The 17,919-nt window shown below is 70.1% G+C and carries 17 protein-coding genes; 9 read left to right on the top strand and 8 right to left on the bottom strand.

Annotated elements, in window-relative coordinates; translation table 11 throughout:
* On the bottom strand, positions 1 to 812 hold an 812-nt coding region (locus tag ACLBX9_RS25230), incomplete at its 3' end, for a bifunctional allantoicase/(S)-ureidoglycine aminohydrolase (RefSeq protein ID WP_447720858.1).
* A 28-nt stretch (positions 813 to 840) separates the two neighbouring features.
* Positions 841 to 2,151: a dicarboxylate/amino acid:cation symporter gene (locus tag ACLBX9_RS25225; protein ID WP_447720857.1), complete on the bottom strand. Its 1,311-nt coding sequence runs from the start codon at positions 2,149 to 2,151 to the stop codon at positions 841 to 843.
* Between the two features lie 157 nt (positions 2,152 to 2,308).
* On the opposite strand from ACLBX9_RS25225, the gene ACLBX9_RS25220 reads away from it, so the two are divergent.
* A complete protein-coding gene (locus tag ACLBX9_RS25220) occupies positions 2,309 to 3,187 on the top strand; it encodes a LysR family transcriptional regulator (RefSeq protein WP_010687160.1) in 879 nt (292 codons plus the stop codon).
* A gap of 66 nt (positions 3,188 to 3,253) precedes the next feature.
* Here ACLBX9_RS25220 and ACLBX9_RS25215 read toward each other — a convergent pair whose 3' ends face one another.
* The 3 genes from ACLBX9_RS25215 to ACLBX9_RS25205 are packed head-to-tail and all read right to left on the bottom strand — an operon-like array spanning position 3,254 to position 6,171.
* Positions 3,254 to 4,537, bottom strand: a complete 1,284-nt coding sequence (locus ACLBX9_RS25215) for a TRAP transporter large permease (protein WP_010687159.1) — start codon at positions 4,535 to 4,537, stop codon at positions 3,254 to 3,256.
* Positions 4,538 to 4,547: 10 nt separating this feature from the next.
* Positions 4,548 to 5,135: a TRAP transporter small permease gene (locus ACLBX9_RS25210; protein ID WP_010687158.1), complete on the bottom strand. Its 588-nt coding sequence runs from the start codon at positions 5,133 to 5,135 to the stop codon at positions 4,548 to 4,550.
* A 19-nt stretch (positions 5,136 to 5,154) separates the two neighbouring features.
* Positions 5,155 to 6,171: a TRAP transporter substrate-binding protein gene (locus ACLBX9_RS25205; protein WP_010687157.1), complete on the bottom strand. Its 1,017-nt coding sequence runs from the start codon at positions 6,169 to 6,171 to the stop codon at positions 5,155 to 5,157.
* A 269-nt stretch (positions 6,172 to 6,440) separates the two neighbouring features.
* Between ACLBX9_RS25205 and ACLBX9_RS25200 the strand changes: the two genes are divergently transcribed.
* Positions 6,441 to 7,487, top strand: a complete 1,047-nt coding sequence (locus ACLBX9_RS25200) for a fumarylacetoacetate hydrolase family protein (protein ID WP_010687156.1) — start codon at positions 6,441 to 6,443, stop codon at positions 7,485 to 7,487.
* A gap of 475 nt (positions 7,488 to 7,962) precedes the next feature.
* On the top strand, positions 7,963 to 8,202 hold the full coding sequence (locus tag ACLBX9_RS25195; RefSeq protein WP_010687155.1) for a hypothetical protein: 240 nt from the start codon (positions 7,963 to 7,965) through the stop codon (positions 8,200 to 8,202).
* A gap of 13 nt (positions 8,203 to 8,215) precedes the next feature.
* On the opposite strand, the gene ACLBX9_RS25190 is transcribed toward ACLBX9_RS25195, so the two are convergent.
* Positions 8,216 to 8,653: a hypothetical protein gene (locus tag ACLBX9_RS25190; protein WP_447720856.1), complete on the bottom strand. Its 438-nt coding sequence runs from the start codon at positions 8,651 to 8,653 to the stop codon at positions 8,216 to 8,218.
* Positions 8,654 to 8,853: 200 nt separating this feature from the next.
* Between ACLBX9_RS25190 and ACLBX9_RS25185 the strand changes: the two genes are divergently transcribed.
* The 4 genes from ACLBX9_RS25185 to ACLBX9_RS25170 all read left to right on the top strand — a co-directional run bounded on the left by ACLBX9_RS25185 (position 8,854) and on the right by ACLBX9_RS25170 (position 12,888).
* Positions 8,854 to 9,090, top strand: a complete 237-nt coding sequence (locus tag ACLBX9_RS25185; RefSeq protein WP_010687153.1) for a DUF4170 domain-containing protein — start codon at positions 8,854 to 8,856, stop codon at positions 9,088 to 9,090.
* Positions 9,091 to 9,256: 166 nt separating this feature from the next.
* Complete coding sequence (locus ACLBX9_RS25180) at positions 9,257 to 10,201, top strand: ribose-phosphate pyrophosphokinase (RefSeq protein WP_039894797.1); 945 nt, start codon at positions 9,257 to 9,259, stop codon at positions 10,199 to 10,201.
* A 292-nt stretch (positions 10,202 to 10,493) separates the two neighbouring features.
* Positions 10,494 to 11,414, top strand: a complete 921-nt coding sequence (locus ACLBX9_RS25175) for a hypothetical protein (protein ID WP_447720855.1) — start codon at positions 10,494 to 10,496, stop codon at positions 11,412 to 11,414.
* A 124-nt stretch (positions 11,415 to 11,538) separates the two neighbouring features.
* Positions 11,539 to 12,888 carry an MFS transporter gene (locus tag ACLBX9_RS25170; RefSeq protein ID WP_447720854.1) on the top strand — a complete coding sequence of 450 codons (1,350 nt, stop codon included), beginning with the start codon at positions 11,539 to 11,541 and terminating at the stop codon, positions 12,886 to 12,888.
* 308 nt (positions 12,889 to 13,196) lie between these two features.
* On the opposite strand, the gene ACLBX9_RS25165 is transcribed toward ACLBX9_RS25170, so the two are convergent.
* Positions 13,197 to 13,907 (bottom strand): DUF1013 domain-containing protein, encoded by a 711-nt coding sequence (locus ACLBX9_RS25165; RefSeq protein WP_039894795.1) that lies wholly within the window; start codon positions 13,905 to 13,907, stop codon positions 13,197 to 13,199.
* Between the two features lie 456 nt (positions 13,908 to 14,363).
* Positions 14,364 to 15,050 (bottom strand): TetR/AcrR family transcriptional regulator, encoded by a 687-nt coding sequence (locus ACLBX9_RS25160; RefSeq protein WP_447720853.1) that lies wholly within the window; start codon positions 15,048 to 15,050, stop codon positions 14,364 to 14,366.
* A 77-nt stretch (positions 15,051 to 15,127) separates the two neighbouring features.
* Between ACLBX9_RS25160 and ACLBX9_RS25155 the strand changes: the two genes are divergently transcribed.
* Both ACLBX9_RS25155 and ACLBX9_RS25150 read left to right on the top strand, forming a co-directional pair.
* The gene (locus tag ACLBX9_RS25155; protein WP_447720852.1) at positions 15,128 to 16,330 is read left to right on the top strand and encodes an HlyD family secretion protein; all 1,203 of its coding nucleotides are present in this window, start codon (positions 15,128 to 15,130) and stop codon (positions 16,328 to 16,330) included.
* Positions 16,327 to 17,910, top strand: coding sequence for a DHA2 family efflux MFS transporter permease subunit (locus tag ACLBX9_RS25150; protein WP_447720851.1), 1,584 nt, complete (start codon positions 16,327 to 16,329; stop codon positions 17,908 to 17,910). Before ACLBX9_RS25155 ends, ACLBX9_RS25150 begins: the two co-directional genes overlap by 4 nt.
* Positions 17,911 to 17,919: the final 9 nt, after the last annotated feature.

Genomic DNA, 17,919 nt, shown 5'->3' with positions numbered 1-17,919 from the left:
GCCGCGTGGCGGTTGACGTCCTTGTAGAGGAGGTAGCGGAAGGGTCCCGGTCCGCCGGCGTAGCAGGCCTGGGGGCAGAAGGCGCGCAGCCACATGTAGTCGCCGGCCTCGACCTCGACCCAGTCGCGGTTGAGCCGGTAGACCGCCTTGCCCTCCAGCACGAACAGCCCGTGCTCCATGACGTGGGTCTCCTCGAACGGGATCGAGGCGCCCGGACGCAGCGTCACGATGTTGACGTGCATGTCGTGGCGCACGTCGTCGGCGGCGACGAAGCGGGTGGTGGCCCAGGCCCCGTCCGTACCGGGCATCGCCGCGGGCGTGACGTCGGCTTCGTGGGCGAGGAACGACGGGGGCGCGTCGAGGCCGGGCACGCGCTCGTAGGCCTTGCGGATCCAGTGGACGCGGGCGGGCTCGCCGCCGTCGTTGCGCAGGCTCCAGGCCGCCCCGGGGGCGAGGTAGGCGTAGCTGCCGGGCCGCAGGGCGTGCGCGCGCCCGTCGAGGACGAGCCGCAGCTGGCCGCCGACCACGAAGAGCACGCCCTCGGCCTCGGGATCCGGCTCGGGCTGCTCGCTGCCGCCGCCGGGGGCGATCTCCATCAGGGCCTGCGCGAAGGTCTCCGAGAAGCCCGAGAGCGGCCGGGACAGCATCCAGGTCCGCGTGCCGGTCCAGAACGGCAGGACGCTGGTGACGATGTCGCTCATCACGCCCTTCGGGATGACTGCGTAGGCCTCGGTGAACACGGCCCGGCCGGTCATCAGGGCGGTCTGCGGCGGAAGGCCCCCGCAGGCGGGGTTGTAGCGCGGCGCGGTCATCGGCGTCTCCCAGGTTGGCTCGGGCGCGTCAGGCGATGCGGGGTTCCGCGACCGGCGCTTCGAGGATCTCGACACTGTCGGTCGTCGTCTCGCGGTTGAGCACGCGGTGGGCCTGGGCCCGATCGATGTCGCCCTCCCAGGCGGCGATCACCACCGTCGCCACGCAATTGCCGATCAGGTTGCCCAGCGCCCGGGCGATGCCGACGAACCAATCGATCGACAGGACCAGCACCAGCCCGATCACCGGGATCTCCGGCACCGCCGACAGCGTCGCGGCGAGGACGACGATCGCAGAGCCCGGCACGCCATGGGCGCCCTTCGATGTCAGGAGCGCGATGCCGAGGATCAGCATCAGGTGGCCGAAGGAGAGGTCGGTGTTGGTCGCCTGCGCGATGAAGACCGTGGCGAGGGTCAGGTAGAGCGAGAAGGCGTCGAGGTTGAAGGAGTAGCCGGTCGGGATCACGAGGCCGACGGTCGAATCCTTGATGCCGAGGCGCTCCAGCTTGCGCATCACCTGCGGCAGCACGCTGTCCGAGGAGGCCGTGCCCGCCACCACCGTCAGCTCCTCGCGGAGATAGGCCAGGAACTTCAGGATGCTGAAGCCCGCGAGCCGCATGATGCCGCCGAGCACCACGAGGACGAAGAAGGCCACGCCCGCGTAGAACAGCGCGACCAGCATGCCGAGCTGCTTCAGCGAGCCGACGCCGTACTTGCCGACCGTGAACGCCACCGCGCCGAGCACACCGAGCGGCGCGAGCTTCACGATGAAGCCGATGATCCGGAACAGGACTTCGGTGATGCGCTCGAGGCTCTCGGCCAGCGGCTTGCCGCGCTCGCCGAGCAGGGAGAGGCCGGATCCGAACAGGATCGCGAGGATGAGGACCTGAAGGATGTCACCCTTGGCGAAGGCATCGACGAAGGTCGTCGGCACGAGCTTCATCAGGAAGTCGACCGTCCCGGTGACCTGCCCGACGCGATCGGTGTAGCCGGCGATCGCCTTGGCATCGAGGGACGCGACGTCGACGTTCATGCCGTGGCCGGGGGCGAAGACATAGGCGAGGACGAGACCCAGCACGAGGGCGACGGTCGTCACGGCCTCGAAGTAGATCAGCGACTTCAGGCCGACGCGGCCGACCTTCCGAAGGTCACCGGCTCCGACGATCCCATGCACGACGACGCCGAAGACGAGCGGCGCGATCGCCATCTTGATGAGCTTGATGAAGGCGTCGCCCAGCGGCTTGAGGGCCACCGCGAAGCCGGGCCAGACCATGCCGATGACGATCCCGAGGACCAGGGCGGCAACCACCTGCCCGAACAGCGACGAGACGAAGCGCTTCATCGGACCTTCTCCTGGGTTTCACGGCGGCGTCCTGGGCGGCGTCATTGTGCAACGCAGCGGGATCGAACGGACGCGTTCGGCACAATCGTGCTGGAAAATTGAGACGTCAAATATTCTTTTCATTGCTATTCAGACTGTGGTGGTATGAAATGGTCATATGGAACTCCGGCACCTGCGCTACTTCGCGGCCGTCGCGAAGCATCTCAGCTTCACGGCCGCTGCCGAGAGCCTGGGCGTCGCGCAGCCGCCGCTCAGCCAGCAGATCCGCGACCTCGAGGCCGAGGTCGGCACGCCGCTCTTCGAGCGCACCACCCGCCGGGTCGCCCTGACGAAGGCGGGTGTCGATTTCCACGCCCAGGTGATCGCCATCCTGGAGAAGGCGGGGGAGGCCGTCGGCCGCGCGCGCGCCATCGGCTCCGGCACGGCGGGCATCATCAATGTGGGCCTGACGGGCTCGATGCTCGCCGGACCCCTCGGTCGGGCGATCCGGGACTTCTCGCGGGGCAATCCGGATGTCGACTTGCGTCTCCACGAGATGGCGCCGGACCGGCAGATCGCGATGCTGAAGGCCGGTCAGACCGACGTGAGCCTGCTGCGCTGCCCGCCCCAGGACAGCGCGCTGGTCAGCGCGCTGGCTTGGCGGGAGAGTGTCAGCATCGTGCTCCCGCGGGGGCATCGTCTCGCGGACGGGCCGGTCACCCTGTCCGACCTCGCCGAGGAGACGTTCGTCTTCTTCCGGCTGGTGGATTCCCTCTTCGCCAAGCATCTCTGGCAATGCTGCGTCGAGGCCGGGTTCGAGCCGAAGATCACCTATCAGGTGGTCGAGGCCGCCTCCCTGACGAGCTTGGTCGCGGCGGGGCTCGGCATCGCCATCATCCCCGAATCCGTGGCGCGGCTCGCCCATGCGGAGGTCGTGTACCGACCTGTTCGCGGACCGCGGATCCAGGCCGACGTCCACGCGCTGTGGACCAAGACGACGGAACCGCTCATCGCGACCTTCGTCGCCGCCGTGCGGGTGGCAGCGGAAGCGCAGTAGCCGGACCGCCGTCTGCCGGGTCCGCCTAGCCGCCCGTGGCCGGCGAACTCAGGAGGCGACCGAATCTCACATCGCCCCGAGGGCCCGGGGGAGCCACAGGGACAGAGCGGGCCAGTAGGTCACGAGGACCAGGAAGCCCAGCATCGTCAGGAGCCACGGCAGCACCGCCACCGTGAGCTCCGAGATGCCCATATGGGCGATGCCGCTCGCCACGTAGAGGTTGAGCCCCACCGGCGGGTGGCAGAGGCCGACCTCCATGTTCACCGCCATGATGATCCCGAAATGGATCGGGTCGATCCCGAGCTTGACGGCGATCGGGAACAGGATCGGCGCCATGATCAGCAGGATCGAGGACGGCTCCATCACGTTGCCGGCGATCAGCAGGATGATGTTGACCACCAGCAGGAAGACCAGCGGGCTGAAGTTCATGGCGATCAGCCACGCCGCCATCGTCTGGGGGATGTTCTCCGAGGTCATCAGGAAGGAGAACAGCACCGCGTTCGTGATGATGTAGAGCAGCATCGCGCTCATGTTGGCCGAGGCGAGCAGCACGCGGGGCACGTCGGAGAGCTTCAGGTCGCGGTAGACGAACACCGCGATCACGAAGGCGTAGACCGCGGCCGTGGCGGCCGCCTCGGTCGGCGTGAAAATCCCGGCATAGATGCCGCCGATCACCATCACCACCAGGAACAGGCCCCAGACGCTCTCGCGGAACGCCCGCAGCCGCGCGCCCCAGCTGGCCTTCGGCAGGCGCGGGTAGCCGCGGCGCTTGGCGATCACAAAGGTCACGGCGCCGAGCATGAACGACAGGACGAGGCCGGGCATCACGCCGGCCAGGAACAGGTTGCCGATCGAGGAATTCGTCGAGACCCCGTAGAGCACCAGGATGATCGAGGGCGGCACCAGGATGCCCAGCGCCCCCGAGGTGGTGATGATCCCGGCGCCGAAGCGCTTCGGGTAGCCCTCCGCCACCATGGCCGGCAGGATGATCGAGCCGATCGCCACCACGGTCGCCACGCTCGATCCCGACACGGCGGCGAACAGCGCGCAGGCGACCACGCCCGCAAGTCCCAGGCCGCCGGGCCAGTGCCCGACCAGGGAGGTCGTGAACGCGATCATCCGCCGGGCCACGCCGCCATGGGCCAGGAAGTTGCCGGCCAGGATGAAGAACGGGATCGCCATGATCGAGAAGTTCTCGATCCCGGTGAACAGCTTGAGCGCCACGCTCTCGATCGGCACCTGCGTCAGGGTGAACAGGAAGGTCAGCACCGTCAGGCCGAGCGCGATCGAGATCGGCATGCCGGTGAGCATCAGGGCGATCAGCAGCCCGAAGATGATCAGGCCGCTCATGCTGGGCCACTCATGCCGGGCCTCCCTCGCGGCCGAGCTGGATCGGGTCGACGCCCTCGACCGTCGGGACCCCGTCGACATGGGCGTGGTCGCGGGCCGGCAGGTGGCCGGTCCGCAGGAAGGTCCAGGCGACCTGCAGGAAGCGGAAGCACATCAGGTAGGAGCCGAGCGGGATCGCGAGGTAGACGATCCAGACCGGGATCTCCATGTCGGGCGTGGTCTGGTCGGTGTGGCCGATGCGCCAGACGAAGCTCGCGCCGAGCGTGCCCACGATGCCGGTGAACAGGGCGCCGGCCGCGAGGCTGAGCAGCACCATGGCCCGGCGCGCCCCGGGCGGCAGCCGGTTGACCAGCACGTCGACGCCCACATGGATGCCGGTGCGCACGCCGTAGGCCGCGCCGAACTTGGCGACCCAGATGAACATGTAGATGCACAGTTCCTGGGACCAGCCGAAGTCGATCCGGTCCGTGTAGTCCTGCAGGGTGGGGATGCCGGAGAGGAACCGGTGCACCACCGTGGCGAAGGTGATCACGGTGGCGGCCGCCATCAGCGTGCCGATCAGCACCTCTTCGAGCCGGTCGAGGATCTTCAGCAGCATGGCCGGGCGCGGAATCGGATCAGTTGTTCGGCGCGCCTTCGGCTTCCTTGTTGAGGGCGGCGACCAGATCCTTGCCGACGCGGGCGGCCATCTCGCGCTGGACCGGCGCGAGCGCCTTGCGCCACGCGGCGTTCTCGGCCTCGGTCGGCGTGTAGACCTCGGTCTTGCCGGTGGCGCGGATGTCGGCGAGCGCCTGCGCGTTCTGCTTGTCGGCGATCTCGTGCTCGTAGGCGGTCGCCTCCTTCATGGCGCCCTCCAGCGTGGTGCGGATGTCGGCGGGCAGGCCGTCCCAGAAGCCCTTGTTCACGATCACCGCGTAGCCGACGTAGCCGTGATAGGTCAGCGAGGCGTGCTTCTGCACCTCGTTGAGCTTCTGCGTGGTGACGTTCGAGGGCGGGTTCTCCTGCCCGTCGACCACGCCGGTCTGGAGCGCCTGGTACAGCTCCGAGAAGGCCAGCACCTGGGGCAGCGCGCCGAGCTGCTTGAACTGGGCCTCCAGCACCTTCGAGGACTGGATGCGGAACTTCAGGCCCCGCATGTCCTCCGGCGCGTGCATCGGCTTGTTGGACGTGAGGATCTTGAAGCCGTTGTCCCAGTAGCCGAGGCCCGTGATGCCCTTGGATTCCAGCTTCTTGAACAATCCCTGCCCGATCGGCCCGTCCTGGACGCGGCGCAGCACCTGCTCGTTGGGGAAGATGTAGGGCAGGTCGAAGGCCTCGTACTCCTTGACGCCGAGGGGGCCGAACTTGCTGGTGGACGGCGCCAGCATCTGCACGGCGCCGAGCTGGAGCATCTCCACCTCCTCCTTGTCCTTGTAGAGCGTGCTGTTCGGGTAGATCTCGACCTTCACGGCGCCCTTCGTGCGCTCTTCGGCGAGCTGCTTGAAGCGCTCGGCGCCCTGGCCCTTCGGCGTGTCCGTGGTGGTGACGTGGCTGAACTTGATGACGATCGGCGCCTGCGCGGCGGCCGGAGCCGCGGCGGCCGGGGTCGCGAGCGCGAGCGCGCAGGCGAGCGTGCCGAGCAACGGGATCTTCATGGCATCCTCCCAGGTCGATCCGGCGCTCGCGCGAATCGTATTTTGGATAGGCTTACAGGCGGCCGCCGATGCGACAAGCCGGAAAGCGGCAAGCTCCCTGACGGATCGGACCGTTCCTCCGGTCCGGCGGTCCGGCCACAACGGGACGCGGCATGCGCTGACACGCACCCGGCAAGGGTCGCGTCCCGAGATTGCATTTTGAATGCACGTATTCGAAGCTCCCCGCGCGCACTGCCCCGGCGAGCGGCGGGCGCGGAGGAGGACGACCCATGAGCACCCGGCGCGATTTCCTGCACCTCTCCGCGGCCGTGACGGCGGCCGGTGCGCTGGCGACGCCGGCCGCCGCCCTGACGCCCGACGCGCAGACCCCCAGCGCCGGTCCGGGCCGCCCGATCCCGCCCGCGGGCGGCGAGGCCCTGCGCCTCGTCACCTTCCTGCCCGACGCGGGCGCCGCCCCTCGCCTCGGCGCCGTGCGCGCGGACGGGCGCGTCGTCGACCTGTCGCGCGCCGCCCTGCCCGGCTTCGACCCGGCCCGGATGGTGTCGCTGATCGAGGCCGGCCCCGCGGCGCTCGACGCCGTCCGCCGCGCCGCCGCGGCGGGCGACGGGCCGTCGGTGGAGACCGTCCGGCTCCTCGCGCCGATCCCGACGCCGACGCGCAACATCTACGCGGTCGGCTGGAACTACCTGGAGCACTTCGCCGAGGGGCAGGCCGCGCGCGGCACGAACGCCGAGTACCCGGCCCATCCGGTGTTCTTCACCAAGGGCGTCAACACGGTGAACGGTCCCTACGACCCGATTCCCTTCGATCCGGAGGTCTCGACCGCGATCGACTGGGAGGTGGAACTCGCCGTGATCATCGGCACCGGCGGCCGCAACATCCCGGAAGCCGACGCGATGGGCCACGTGTTCGGCTACAGCGTCCTCAACGACACCACCGCCCGCGACATGCAGATCAAGCTCCACGGGGGTCAGTGGTTCAAGGGCAAGAGCCTCGACGGTCACGGCCCGATCGGCCCCTGGATCGTCCCGGCGTCCGACCTCGATCCCGCCAACCTCCACCTGATCACGCGGGTGAACGGCGTGGTGAAGCAGGACGCCTCGACGCAGCAGATGTACTTCAAGGTGGCCCGCATCATCGCCGAGCTGTCGCACGGCCTCACCCTCGTGCCGGGCGACATCATCGCCACCGGCACGCCCCCCGGCGTCGGCAACGCGCGCAAGCCGCCGGAATTCCTCAAGCCCGGCGACGTCATGGAGTCGGAGATCGTCGGGCTGGGGACCCTGCGCAACGTGATCCAGCCCGTTCACGCCTGAACCGGATCGCTCCGATGCGGCGACTGGTGCCGGCCGGGCCGCGTTCGTCGGTGCAGGCCGCAACGGCGCGGATCCTCTGCACAACCGCGCGGACGGGGCGGCGATCCGGCGCGTCCCGCGCGACGGCGGCTGTCCGAAGCCGTGCCGAAGCCGTGCCGACGCGTTGCGGATGACGGCCGCGTGATCTGCCGGAGCGCTGCGCGAACGGGACGAATGCGATCCCGTCAGGCGAGAAGCCGCGGTCCATCTTCATACGCTCTGAACCGATCGAACAATTCAATGCGCCACCTGGGCGACAATATCTGGGAAATTGGCAATACTAGGCCATCGGAACGGTAGGTTTCTTGCCTCGTTTCCCGTATTCGGTCGTTCCGCTGGTGATCCCGTGAAAAACCGTCCCGACGCCCACGTCTCGCCTCCGCCGGCCGCCGGTCAAGCGCCGAGGCAGGCATCGAGGCAAGCACCGACGCCGGCCATGCTGGACCGGCTCGCCACACTCATCCCGTCCGGCGCCCGCGCAGCCCTGCGGACGCTGGCCGCGCGCCGGTTCCCGCGTGCCGCGACGGAGACCGGACCGACCATCCTGCCGGGGCTCGACACGAAAATCGCCCCGATGCCGCCGCTGCAGGCGCCGGCCGCCACGAACGACAATCCCCTCCAGGCCGTCCACGAGGCCGTGGAACGGGACCTGCGCGCCGGCGGCTACCTGCGCTGAAGCGGGCCGGCCGTCAGCGGCCGGCGGGTCCGGGACGGCCGGATGCCCCGGCCTCGATCCAGTGGCAGGCCGTGGTGCCGCGGATGCCGGCGCAGTCGTAGCTCTGGCCGCCCAGCAAGACGTGATCGGCGATGCCGGTGATCTCCGTGCGGGACAGCGTGGCGCAGCCGAGATGGTCCGCCTTGGGATCGGCCAGCTGGGCGGCGGCCGCCTGCACCCCGTCGCGCATCAGCATCCGGTAGTTCGCCAGCGACGGGCAGCCGATCACCGGCGGGCCGCCGCGCCGGTCCGGAGCGCCCTTGTCCGGACTGCCCCTGTCCGGAGCGCTCTTGTCCGGAGCGCCCTTGTCGGGTGCGGTCCGGCTCGGCGTCCGGCCCGCTTGCTGCCCCAGAGCCGGCACCGCGGCGAGGGCGAGCGTCAGGGCCGCGATGGGGAGAAGCCTTCCTGTCATGCGCCGCTTCCTACCACGGCGCGTCCAGGGTTTCGCCCCGCCGCCAAGCCGCGCGGAGATCCGCGCAAGGATCCGCGCTTCGGGCCACGATGGGGCCACGCACGCGGCAAGTCCGGGCCGCGGCGGTTCAGGCTTGACCGGCGGGCCGCCATTTGCGAGCCCCCGGTTGAGCGCGGCGAGCGAGAGCGGAGGATTCAGCCATGGCGACGGCGATCGACAGCGACCAGAAGCTGCACCTGGTCTTCGGCGGCGAATTGCAGGATCTCGACGGCGTCCGCTTCCGGGACATCAAGAACCTCGACATCGTCGGCATCTACCCGGACTACGCCTCCGCGCAGGCCGCGTGGCGGGCCAAGGCCCAGGCCACCGTCGACAGCGCGCAGACCCGCTACTTCGTGGTCCACCTGCACCGGCTGCTGGAGCCGCAGGTTCCCTGAGCGCCGCGAGCCCTGCGCCACGCTTCTGCGGAGAGCCTGCGTGAAGGCATTGTGACACTTCATGCCCGCTGCTAAGAGCCTCGCCCGTCATCGCATCGTTCCGGCCCGTGACGGGACCGGTCATCGGAGCGCGGCGGGCAGCCCGGCCGCGAGTGAGCGGCCGCCCATGAAATCCTCGATCAAGATCATCGCCGGGAATGCCAGCCGGCCCCTGGCCGAGGCGATCGCGGCCTATCTCGAGCTGCCGCTCGCCAAGTGCATGGTCCGGCGCTTCGCCGATATGGAGATCTTCGTCGAGCTGCAGGAGAACGTGCGCGGCGAGGACGTGTTCATCGTCCAGTCGACGTCGTTCCCGGCCAACGACCACCTGATGGAACTGCTGATCATGATCGACGCCGCGCGCCGGTCCTCGGCCCGGCGCATCACGGCGGTGATCCCGTATTTCGGCTATGCCAGGCAGGACCGGCGCACCTCGGGCCGCACCCCGATCTCCGCCAAGCTGGTGGCGAACCTGATCACCGAGGCCGGCGCCGACCGCGTCCTGACCCTCGACCTCCATGCCGGCCAGATCCAGGGCTTCTTCGACATCCCCACCGACAACCTGTTCGCCGCCCCCGTGATGGTGCGCGACATCAAGGAGCGGCTGCCGACCGCCGACCGGATGGTGGTCTCGCCGGACGTCGGCGGCGTGGTCCGCGCCCGCGCCATCGCCAAGCGGATCGACTGCCCGCTGGCCATCGTCGACAAGCGCCGGGAGCGCCCGGGCGAGTCCGAGGTGATGAACATCATCGGCGAGGTCGAGGGCCGCTCCTGCATCCTCGTGGACGACATCGTCGATTCGGGCGGCACCCTGGTCAACGCCGCCGAGGCCCTGCTCAATGCCGGCGCCAAGGACGTCTCGGCCTACATCACCCACGGGGTGCTCTCGGGCGGCGCGGTCTCCCGCATCGCCGCCTCGCGGATGAAGGAGCTGGTGATCACCGACTCCATCCAGCCGACGCAGGCCGTCAAGCTCGCCCGCAACATCCGGGTGGCGACGATCGCGCCGCTGCTCGGCGAGGCGATCGGCCGGACGGCGACCGAGTCCAGCGTCTCCAGCCTGTTCGACTAGCGGCCTCCGGGGCGCCGGGGCCGGCACACCGCGTCTTGGACCCCGGTCACCCCACCGAGCCCCCTCATCCTGAGGGGCCGGAGCGCAGCGAGGGCCTCGAAGGAGCCCTCCCGCCAGCGCGCGAGCCCTGGATCTCTCCTTCGAGGCTGCTGCGCAGCACCTCAGGATGAGGGGACTGGGTGGGGCGGCCGGTGCCGAAAGGGGTCTCCGTCCAGGCGCAACCCGATCGGGGCCGGGTCTGGCACGCCGGATCGGTATTCGCCCGGAAACTTAGCCGCAGTCCCGTCCGCGCGTGGCTGCCCTATCTGGTCCAGCCAATCGTTTCTGGGTCTGGGAGCGGACACTGGGTCGGGCGCGCATCATCGGCATCCACGGGCTCGCCAACAAGCCGCCGCGCGACGAGAAGGCCGCTTGGTGGAACGCGGCGATCCGTGAAGGTCTGGACCGCAATGGCGGGTTCCAGCTGACCGCCGCCGACCTTCCGCTCGCGTTCGTCTACTGGGCGGACCTGCGCTACCCGCAGCCGCTCTCCGGCGACAGCAACCGCGAGCCCTACGCTCCCGATCACGGTCTCGGACCGTTCCCCTCCCCGGCGGGCCAGCCCGCCGCCGCCGAGCCGACCCTCAAGGATCGGATCTACCGGGGTCTCGCGCACCTCCAGGAGGCCGCCGGCCTGACCCCGGTGGACGACCTGATCCTGGAGTACCGCCTCGACGATCTCTGGGGCTACTACGAGGACGCGGCGTTCCGGGACGCCGCCCGGGAGCGCCTGCGCGTCGCGCTGGCCGAGGCCGCGGAGGACACCGTCCTGATCGCCGCGCACTCGATGGGTGGCCTGATCGCCTACGACGTGCTGCGCGCCGCCGAGGCGGACGGGACGCCCCTGCCCCGCTGCGACTTGGTCACCCTCGGCTCGCCGCTGGGGCTTGCCGAGCTCAAGCTGAAGCTCGCCGCCGAGCACGGCGACCTCCGGGTGCCGGCCGCGCTGACCGCCTGGACCAACCTGATGGACCGCCAGGACATCGCCACGGTGGGCGACGACCTCGCGGAACTCTACGCGCCGAACGCCGCCGGCGTGCGGGTGCGGGATGTCCCGGTGATCAACGCCTACCGGCGCCCGGACGGCGCGGAGAACCGGCACAAGTCGTACGGCTACCTGCGGACCCCGGAATTCTCGAAGGCGGTGGCCGATTTCCTGGGTTACACGCCCTGACGGGCCGGCGGTCCCGGGCGCCGCGCAGGCCGGACCCGCTGCTCAATCCGGGATGCAGGTTGTGGTACGGTTCCGGCCGGGAAGCGGGACCGCGTCCCGTCCCGGCGCCAGGGAGGAGGATGGCATGAGTTCGGGCGACGCGGTGCTGCACGAGGACGCGTCCGCGCCCTGGTACGCGGGGCTCACCCCGCGCCACTGGCGGATCCTCTGGGGCAGCTATCTCGGCTGGATCTTCGACGGCTACGAGGCGGTGGCGCTCGTCTACGCGCTCCGCCCGGCGCTCAACACCATCCTCACCCCCGAGCAGGCCCAGGCGCCCGCCTTCTACGTCGGCGCCGCCATCGGCATCACGCTGCTCGGCTGGGGCCTCGGCGGCCTGCTCGGCGGGATCGCGGCCGACTACATCGGCCGCAAGCGCATGATGATGCTCTCGATCCTGGGCTACGCGGTCTTCACGGGACTGACCGCCTTCGCGGGGAGCTTCACGCAGCTCGCGCTCCTGCGGTTCATCACCGGCCTCGCCATCGGCTCGGAATGGTCCACCGGCATCGCGCTGGTGGCCGAGACCTGGCCGAACCGGGCGCGGCCCAAGGGCTGCGGCTTCCTGCAATCGGGCTTCGGCGGCGGCGCCGTGCTCGCCGCCATCGTGTGGGCGGTGCTGGCGGCCACCAACCCGATGGGCGACCAGTCCTGGCGCATCATGTTCGCGCTCGGTGCCCTGCCGGCCTTCGTCTGCCTCTACCTGCGGCGGGCGCTGGAGGAATCCGAGCAGTGGATGCAGGCGCTGAAGGAACAGCGCTGGGCCGCCACCGCGGAGGATGCCGGTCACGCCCCGCGGGCCCCGCAGCGCCCCTTCACCCTGGCGGAGATCTTCCGCGAGCCGGAGAGCCGGCGGCGGGTGCTGCTCGCCACCGCGATGTCCTTCGCCACCACGGTGGGCTGGTGGGCGGTCTCGTCCTGGCTGCCGGCCTACACGGAGGGGCTGGCCAAGGCCGCGGGCGAGCCGGCCAACGTCTGGGGGCCGCGCATGGGCATCATCTACAATCTCGGGGCGATCAGCGCCTATGTGATCTCGGGATTCGTGGCGGATGCCCTCGGACGGCGGAGCTTCCTGCTCGTCACCTATATCGGCTGCATCGCCACGTCGCTCGCCTGCTACCTCTGGACCGGCGGGCTGGTGCCGTTCATGGGGCTCGCTTTCCTGAACGGGTTCTTCACCCTGGGCTTCGCCTTCTCGTGGATGGCGATCTACCTCGTGGAGCTGTTCACCCCGGCGGTCCGGGCGACGGCGGCGAGCTTCGTGTTCAACGGCGCCCGGCTGATCGCCTGGATCTTCCCGATCGTCGCCGGACAGATCGTCACCTCCTTCGGCGGCGTGGCCGCCGCGGCGCTGACCCTGTCGAGCGTCTACCTGATCGGCCTCGTGGTGCCGTGGTTCATGCCGGAGACGACGGGCCGCCCCTTACCGGTGTAGGGCCGGGGTCCTGCGCTCCGGCATGCCGGCCGGTCCCTTTCCCGAACAGGCTACGGGATCCACACTTCTGAGTCAGACACCGGCGCTCCGGAAAAAGAGCGCTTTTCCCCTCCCCCTTGCGGGGAGGGGCCAGGCGTGGGGGTGGTGCGGAAGGCACCAGCGCGCTCGAACCTGCACCAACCTCAGCTCCAACCCCTCCCCGCACGCTCGAGCGATCCCGGGCAAGCCCGGGATCGCCAGGGGAGGAGCGCGCGTCGGCGCAGATCTGTGAACATCGTAGCCCGAACAGGAGAGGGCTGCGCGCTGCGCTACTCCTCGTCGTCCTCGTCCTGGTGCCGGCCCTTGAGCTTGGCGAAGACCGAATCGGCGTCGAGCCGCTCCTCGCGGCCGCCGTGCTCCTCCTCGGGCTCGCGGTCGTGCTCGTCGCGGGCCGTGGAAACCTCGGTCGGCAGCAGCGAGGCGCCGGACTCGGCCGCCACCGCCGCCGGGCGGTCGGCTGCCGCGCGCTGGACCTCGAAGTCGAGGTTGATCTGGGTGGTGAGGCCCAGGGTCACCGGGTCCATCGGCTGCAGCGAGCCCGAGTTCCAGTGGGTGCGCTCGCGGATCTGCTGGATCGTCGACTTGGTGGTGCCGACCAGCCGGATGATCTGCGAGTCCTTCAGCTCCGGGTGGTTGCGCAGCAGCCAGAGGATGGCGTTCGGCCGGTCCTGGCGGCGCGACAGCGGGGTGTAGCGCGGCCCCTTGGTGGTGCGCTTCACCTCCGGCAGCTTCACCTTCGAGACGGCGGGCTTCAGCCTGTAGTGCGGCGCCTTCTGGGCCTTCTCGATCTCGTCGCGGGTGAGCTGGCCGGTGGAGACCGGGTCGAGCCCCTTGATGCCGGCCGCGACCTCGCCGTCGGCGATGCCCTTCACCTCGAGCGGGTGCAGCTTGCAGAAATCGGCGATCTGCTCGAAGGCCAGCGAGGTGTTCTCGACCAGCCACACGGCGGTCGCCTTGGGCATCAGCGGACCCTGGGACATGTCTTCTCGTGCTCCGGCCTGGCGGGACGGGGGCCGGGCATCGGGCCGCGGGCTCCGGATGGTGGATCCGGATGTCCCGTCTCACGCTGTTGAATGGGGATGTCCGTATATAGGCCGGGGCCGGGAGGGGCGCAATCGCGGGTTCGGGGCGCCGGAGGCGGATTCTTCAGGTCGCGGAGATACGGCTAAGCTTCATGCCGTGAGCCTGACCGACTCACCCGCGAAGGCCGCACGCGGCCGCACGCGGCCGGGAGTGTGGAGAGATGGTCTTCTCTCTGGCAGTCTCAAGAAACGGAAATGGCGAGTGGAGCGTGCACCTCCGACTCGCCATCCACCCGGTGTTCTTGAGTTGGCTAAACCCTAACGGGTAATTGCCAGGGATCGGCGGTGGCTGCCGCCGATCCCACTCCCGAATATAGCGCGCCCCGAGCGCGCCAGCAACGTTCCGGTCGCCCGTCAGCGCGGCCGCACCCCGTCGAGGAACAGCCGCACCGCCGCCTGCCGGCGCCGCTCCTGCATCTCCGGGTCGGTGGCGATGCCGTACAGGGTCGCCTGGGAGGACCGGCCGAGGACGAGGCTGAGGAACAGGTCGGCGACGATCTCGGGATCGGCCACCGCGATCCGCCCGCGCCGGGCGAAGATGTCGATGATCTGCGCCACGGCGCGCACGCCCCGCAGCCAGCCCTCCTCGTGGGCGAGGCGGGCGAGCTCCGGGAACTGCAGCGCCTGGGCCACGAGGTTGCGCTTGAGCATCGCGGCCCCCGGCGTCTGCCCGTGGGTCAGCAGGGTGCGGCTGAGGTCGTGCAGGGCCGCCTCGACGTCGTCGGTCCCGACATCGGTTCCGGCCCGGGCCGCCTGCGCCTCCGCGGCGGCGGCGAGGGGCGCCAGCCACGCGGCGATCCGCTCGCGCAGGACCGCCTCGAACAGGGCCCGCTTGTCGCGGTAGCGGGCGTAGACCGTCGGCTTGCTCATCCCGGCAGCCTCGGCCACCGCGTCGATGGAGGTGGCGTCGAAGCCGCGCTCCATGAACAGCGTGGTCGCCACGGCGATCAGGTGCGCCTCGCGGCGGGCCGCCTCCGCGCGCGTGGGCCGCCCGCCCCGCCGCGGCCCGGCTTCCGCCCGCTCGATCTCCGTCGCCGTCACCCGCGATCCTCCTTGCAGACCGGCACCCTTCGTATTATCAAAACGATACCGTACCGTTTTAATTCTGGCCAGACCCCATGGACGCACGTCGCAGCGACAGCTTCAAGAGCGCCGAGCCGGTTGCCGGCGGCGCGGCGATCCCTGTCGCACGCCCCGGTCCCGTCGCGAAGCCGCGCCGCGGCCGGGCGCGGGTCGTCCTGCCGCTGGTGGGCCTGCTCGCGCTGGGCGGTGCCGGGACCTACGGCTGGCACTGGTGGACCATCGGGCGCTTCCTCGAGACCACCGACGACGCCTACCTGCAATCCGACAAGGTCACGGTGGCGCCGCGCATCGCCGGGATCGTCGCGGACGTGCGGGTTGGCGACAACCAGTCGGTGAAGGCCGGCGACGTCATCGCGCGCCTCGACGACCGGTCCTACCAGGTCCAGCTCAAGCAGGCCGAGGCCGAGGTCGAGAAGGACAAGGCGCAGGTGCTCGGCGTCGCCTCGGCCATCATCCAGCAGCAGGCGCAGGTCGCCTCGTCGAAGGCCGACCTCGCCAATGCCGAGGCCGCACTCACCTTCTCGCAGCAGGAATACACGCGCTACCAGAACCTGCTGCAGACCGGCTCCGGCACGGTGCAGCGCCAGCAGCAGGCGGATGCCGACCTGCGCCAGCGCCACGCCGCCCGCGACAAGGCCGCCGCCTCGCTCGACGCCGCGCAGAAGCAGATCGACAGCCTGAAGGCGCTCGAAGCGAGCACCCGGGCGAGCCTCGAGGGCGCACAGGCCAAGGTCGAAGGGGTCAAGCTCGACCTCAGCTACACCACCATCGTGGCCCCGATCGACGGCGTGGCCGGCGACCGGGCGCTGCGGATCGGGCAGGTGGTCTCCCCCGGCACCGGGCTCCTGACCCTGGTTCCCATGGGGCGCGACATCTACCTCGTGGCGAACTTCAAGGAGACCCAGACCGGGCACATGGTCGAGGGCCAGCGGGTCACCTTCACGGTGGACGCCTTCGGCGACCATGCGTTCGAGGGCCGGATCGAGAGCTTCTCCCCGGGCACGGGCTCCCAGTTCGCCCTGTTGCCCCCCGAGAATGCCACCGGCAACTTCACCAAGGTGGTGCAGCGCGTGCCCGTGCGCGTCGCCCTCGACCCGGCGGATCCTCTGGTCGCCCGCCTGCGTCCCGGTCTCTCGGTGGAGGCGACCGTCCACACCGCCGACCCGGTGGAGGCGGTCAGCCCCGCACGGCTCAAGCCCGCCCCGACGGCCCTCGTCAGCGAGGCCCTGCCGCGATGAGTGCCGTCCCGGCCGTGGGCATGCCCGTGCCCGACGCGAAGGCGAGCGCCCGGGACTGGCTCGCCGTGTTCGGCGCGATCCTCGGCGCCTTCACGGCGATCCTCGACATCCAGATCACCAACGCCTCGCTCGCCGACATCCAGGGGGCGCTCGGCGCCTCCACCGAGGAGGGGAGCTGGATCTCCACCGCCTACCTGATGGCCGAGATCATCGTGATTCCGCTCACCGGCTGGCTGTCCTCGGTGATCGGCCTGCGCCGCTACCTCGCGGTGAACACCATGCTGTTCACCGCCTTCTCGCTGGCCTGCGCGCTCTCGACGTCGTTAAGCCAGATGATCCTGTTCCGGGCCGGCCAGGGCTTCACCGGCGGCGTCCTGATCCCCACCGCGATCGTGATCGTGCGGACGCGGCTGCCCAAGAGCCAGCAGGCGGTCGGCATCGCCCTGTTCGGGCTGACCGCGACCTTCGCGCCGGCCATCGGCCCGACGGTGGGCGGCTGGCTCACCGACAACCTGTCCTGGCACTACATCTTCTACCTGAACCTGATCTTCGGTCCGATCGCGGCCGCGATCCAGCTCGGCGCCTTCGAGAAGGCACCCGCGCGCTGGGCCGAGCTGCTCAAGGGCGATTGGATCGGCATCGGCCTGATGGCGACCGGCCTGCCGGCGCTGACCTTCGTGCTGGAGGAGGGGCAGCGCAAGGACTGGTTCGGCTCGCCCGTGATCGTTCAGGCGAGCTGGCTCGCCGCGGCCGGCATCACCGGCTTCATCGTGCGCGAGCTGACGGCTTCCAAGCCCTTCATCAACCTGCGGGTTCTAGCCAACCGCTCGGTCGGGGGCGCCTGCGTGCTGATGACCGTGCTGGGTGCGGTGTCGTTCGGATCGATCTACATCATCCCGGTCTACTGCGCGCAGATCCAGGGCTACAACGCCGAGCAGATCGGCACCGTGGTGATGTGGTCGGGCCTGCCGCAGCTGGTCCTGTTCCCGATGATGCCCCTGCTCATGCGCGCCGTCGACGCCCGGCTGCTCGTGGTGACCGGGACCCTCTTCTTCATCGCGAGCTGCTGGATCAACGTGGGCCTGACCCACGATGTCGGCGCCGACCAGCTGATCCTGCCGCAGCTCATGCGGGCCATCGGGCAGCCGCTGTTCACGATCCCGCTCTCGCAGCTCTCCACGGCCGGCCTCGCGCCGCGCGACACCGCCGACGCCTCGGCGCTGTCGAACATGATGCGCAACCTCGGCGGCTCGATCGGCATCGCCATGCTGTCGACCATGATCGACCGGCGGGAGCACTTCCACTTCTCGATGCTGGCCGAGGGGATCACCGTCAACGCCACCCGCACCCAGGACCGGCTCGCCACCATGGCCGCCGGCCTGCATGCCCGCATCGCGGATCCGCTCGCCGCCAAGGGCGTCGCGCTGGGCCAGCTCGCCGCGCAGGTCCGCCGCGAGGCCTACGTCATGGCCTACGCGGACGGGTTCTGGCTGGTGGGGGTGAGCCTCGTGGCGAGCCTCGCCGTGGTGGCCATCCTCAAGAAGCCCCAGCGCGCCGCCGGGCCCGTGGAGGCGCACTGACCGGGCGGG

The organism is Methylobacterium sp. A49B, assembly GCF_053346215.1.
The sequence above is the reverse complement of the archived record's forward strand: the minus strand, read 5'-3'. Positions and strand labels throughout refer to the sequence as shown.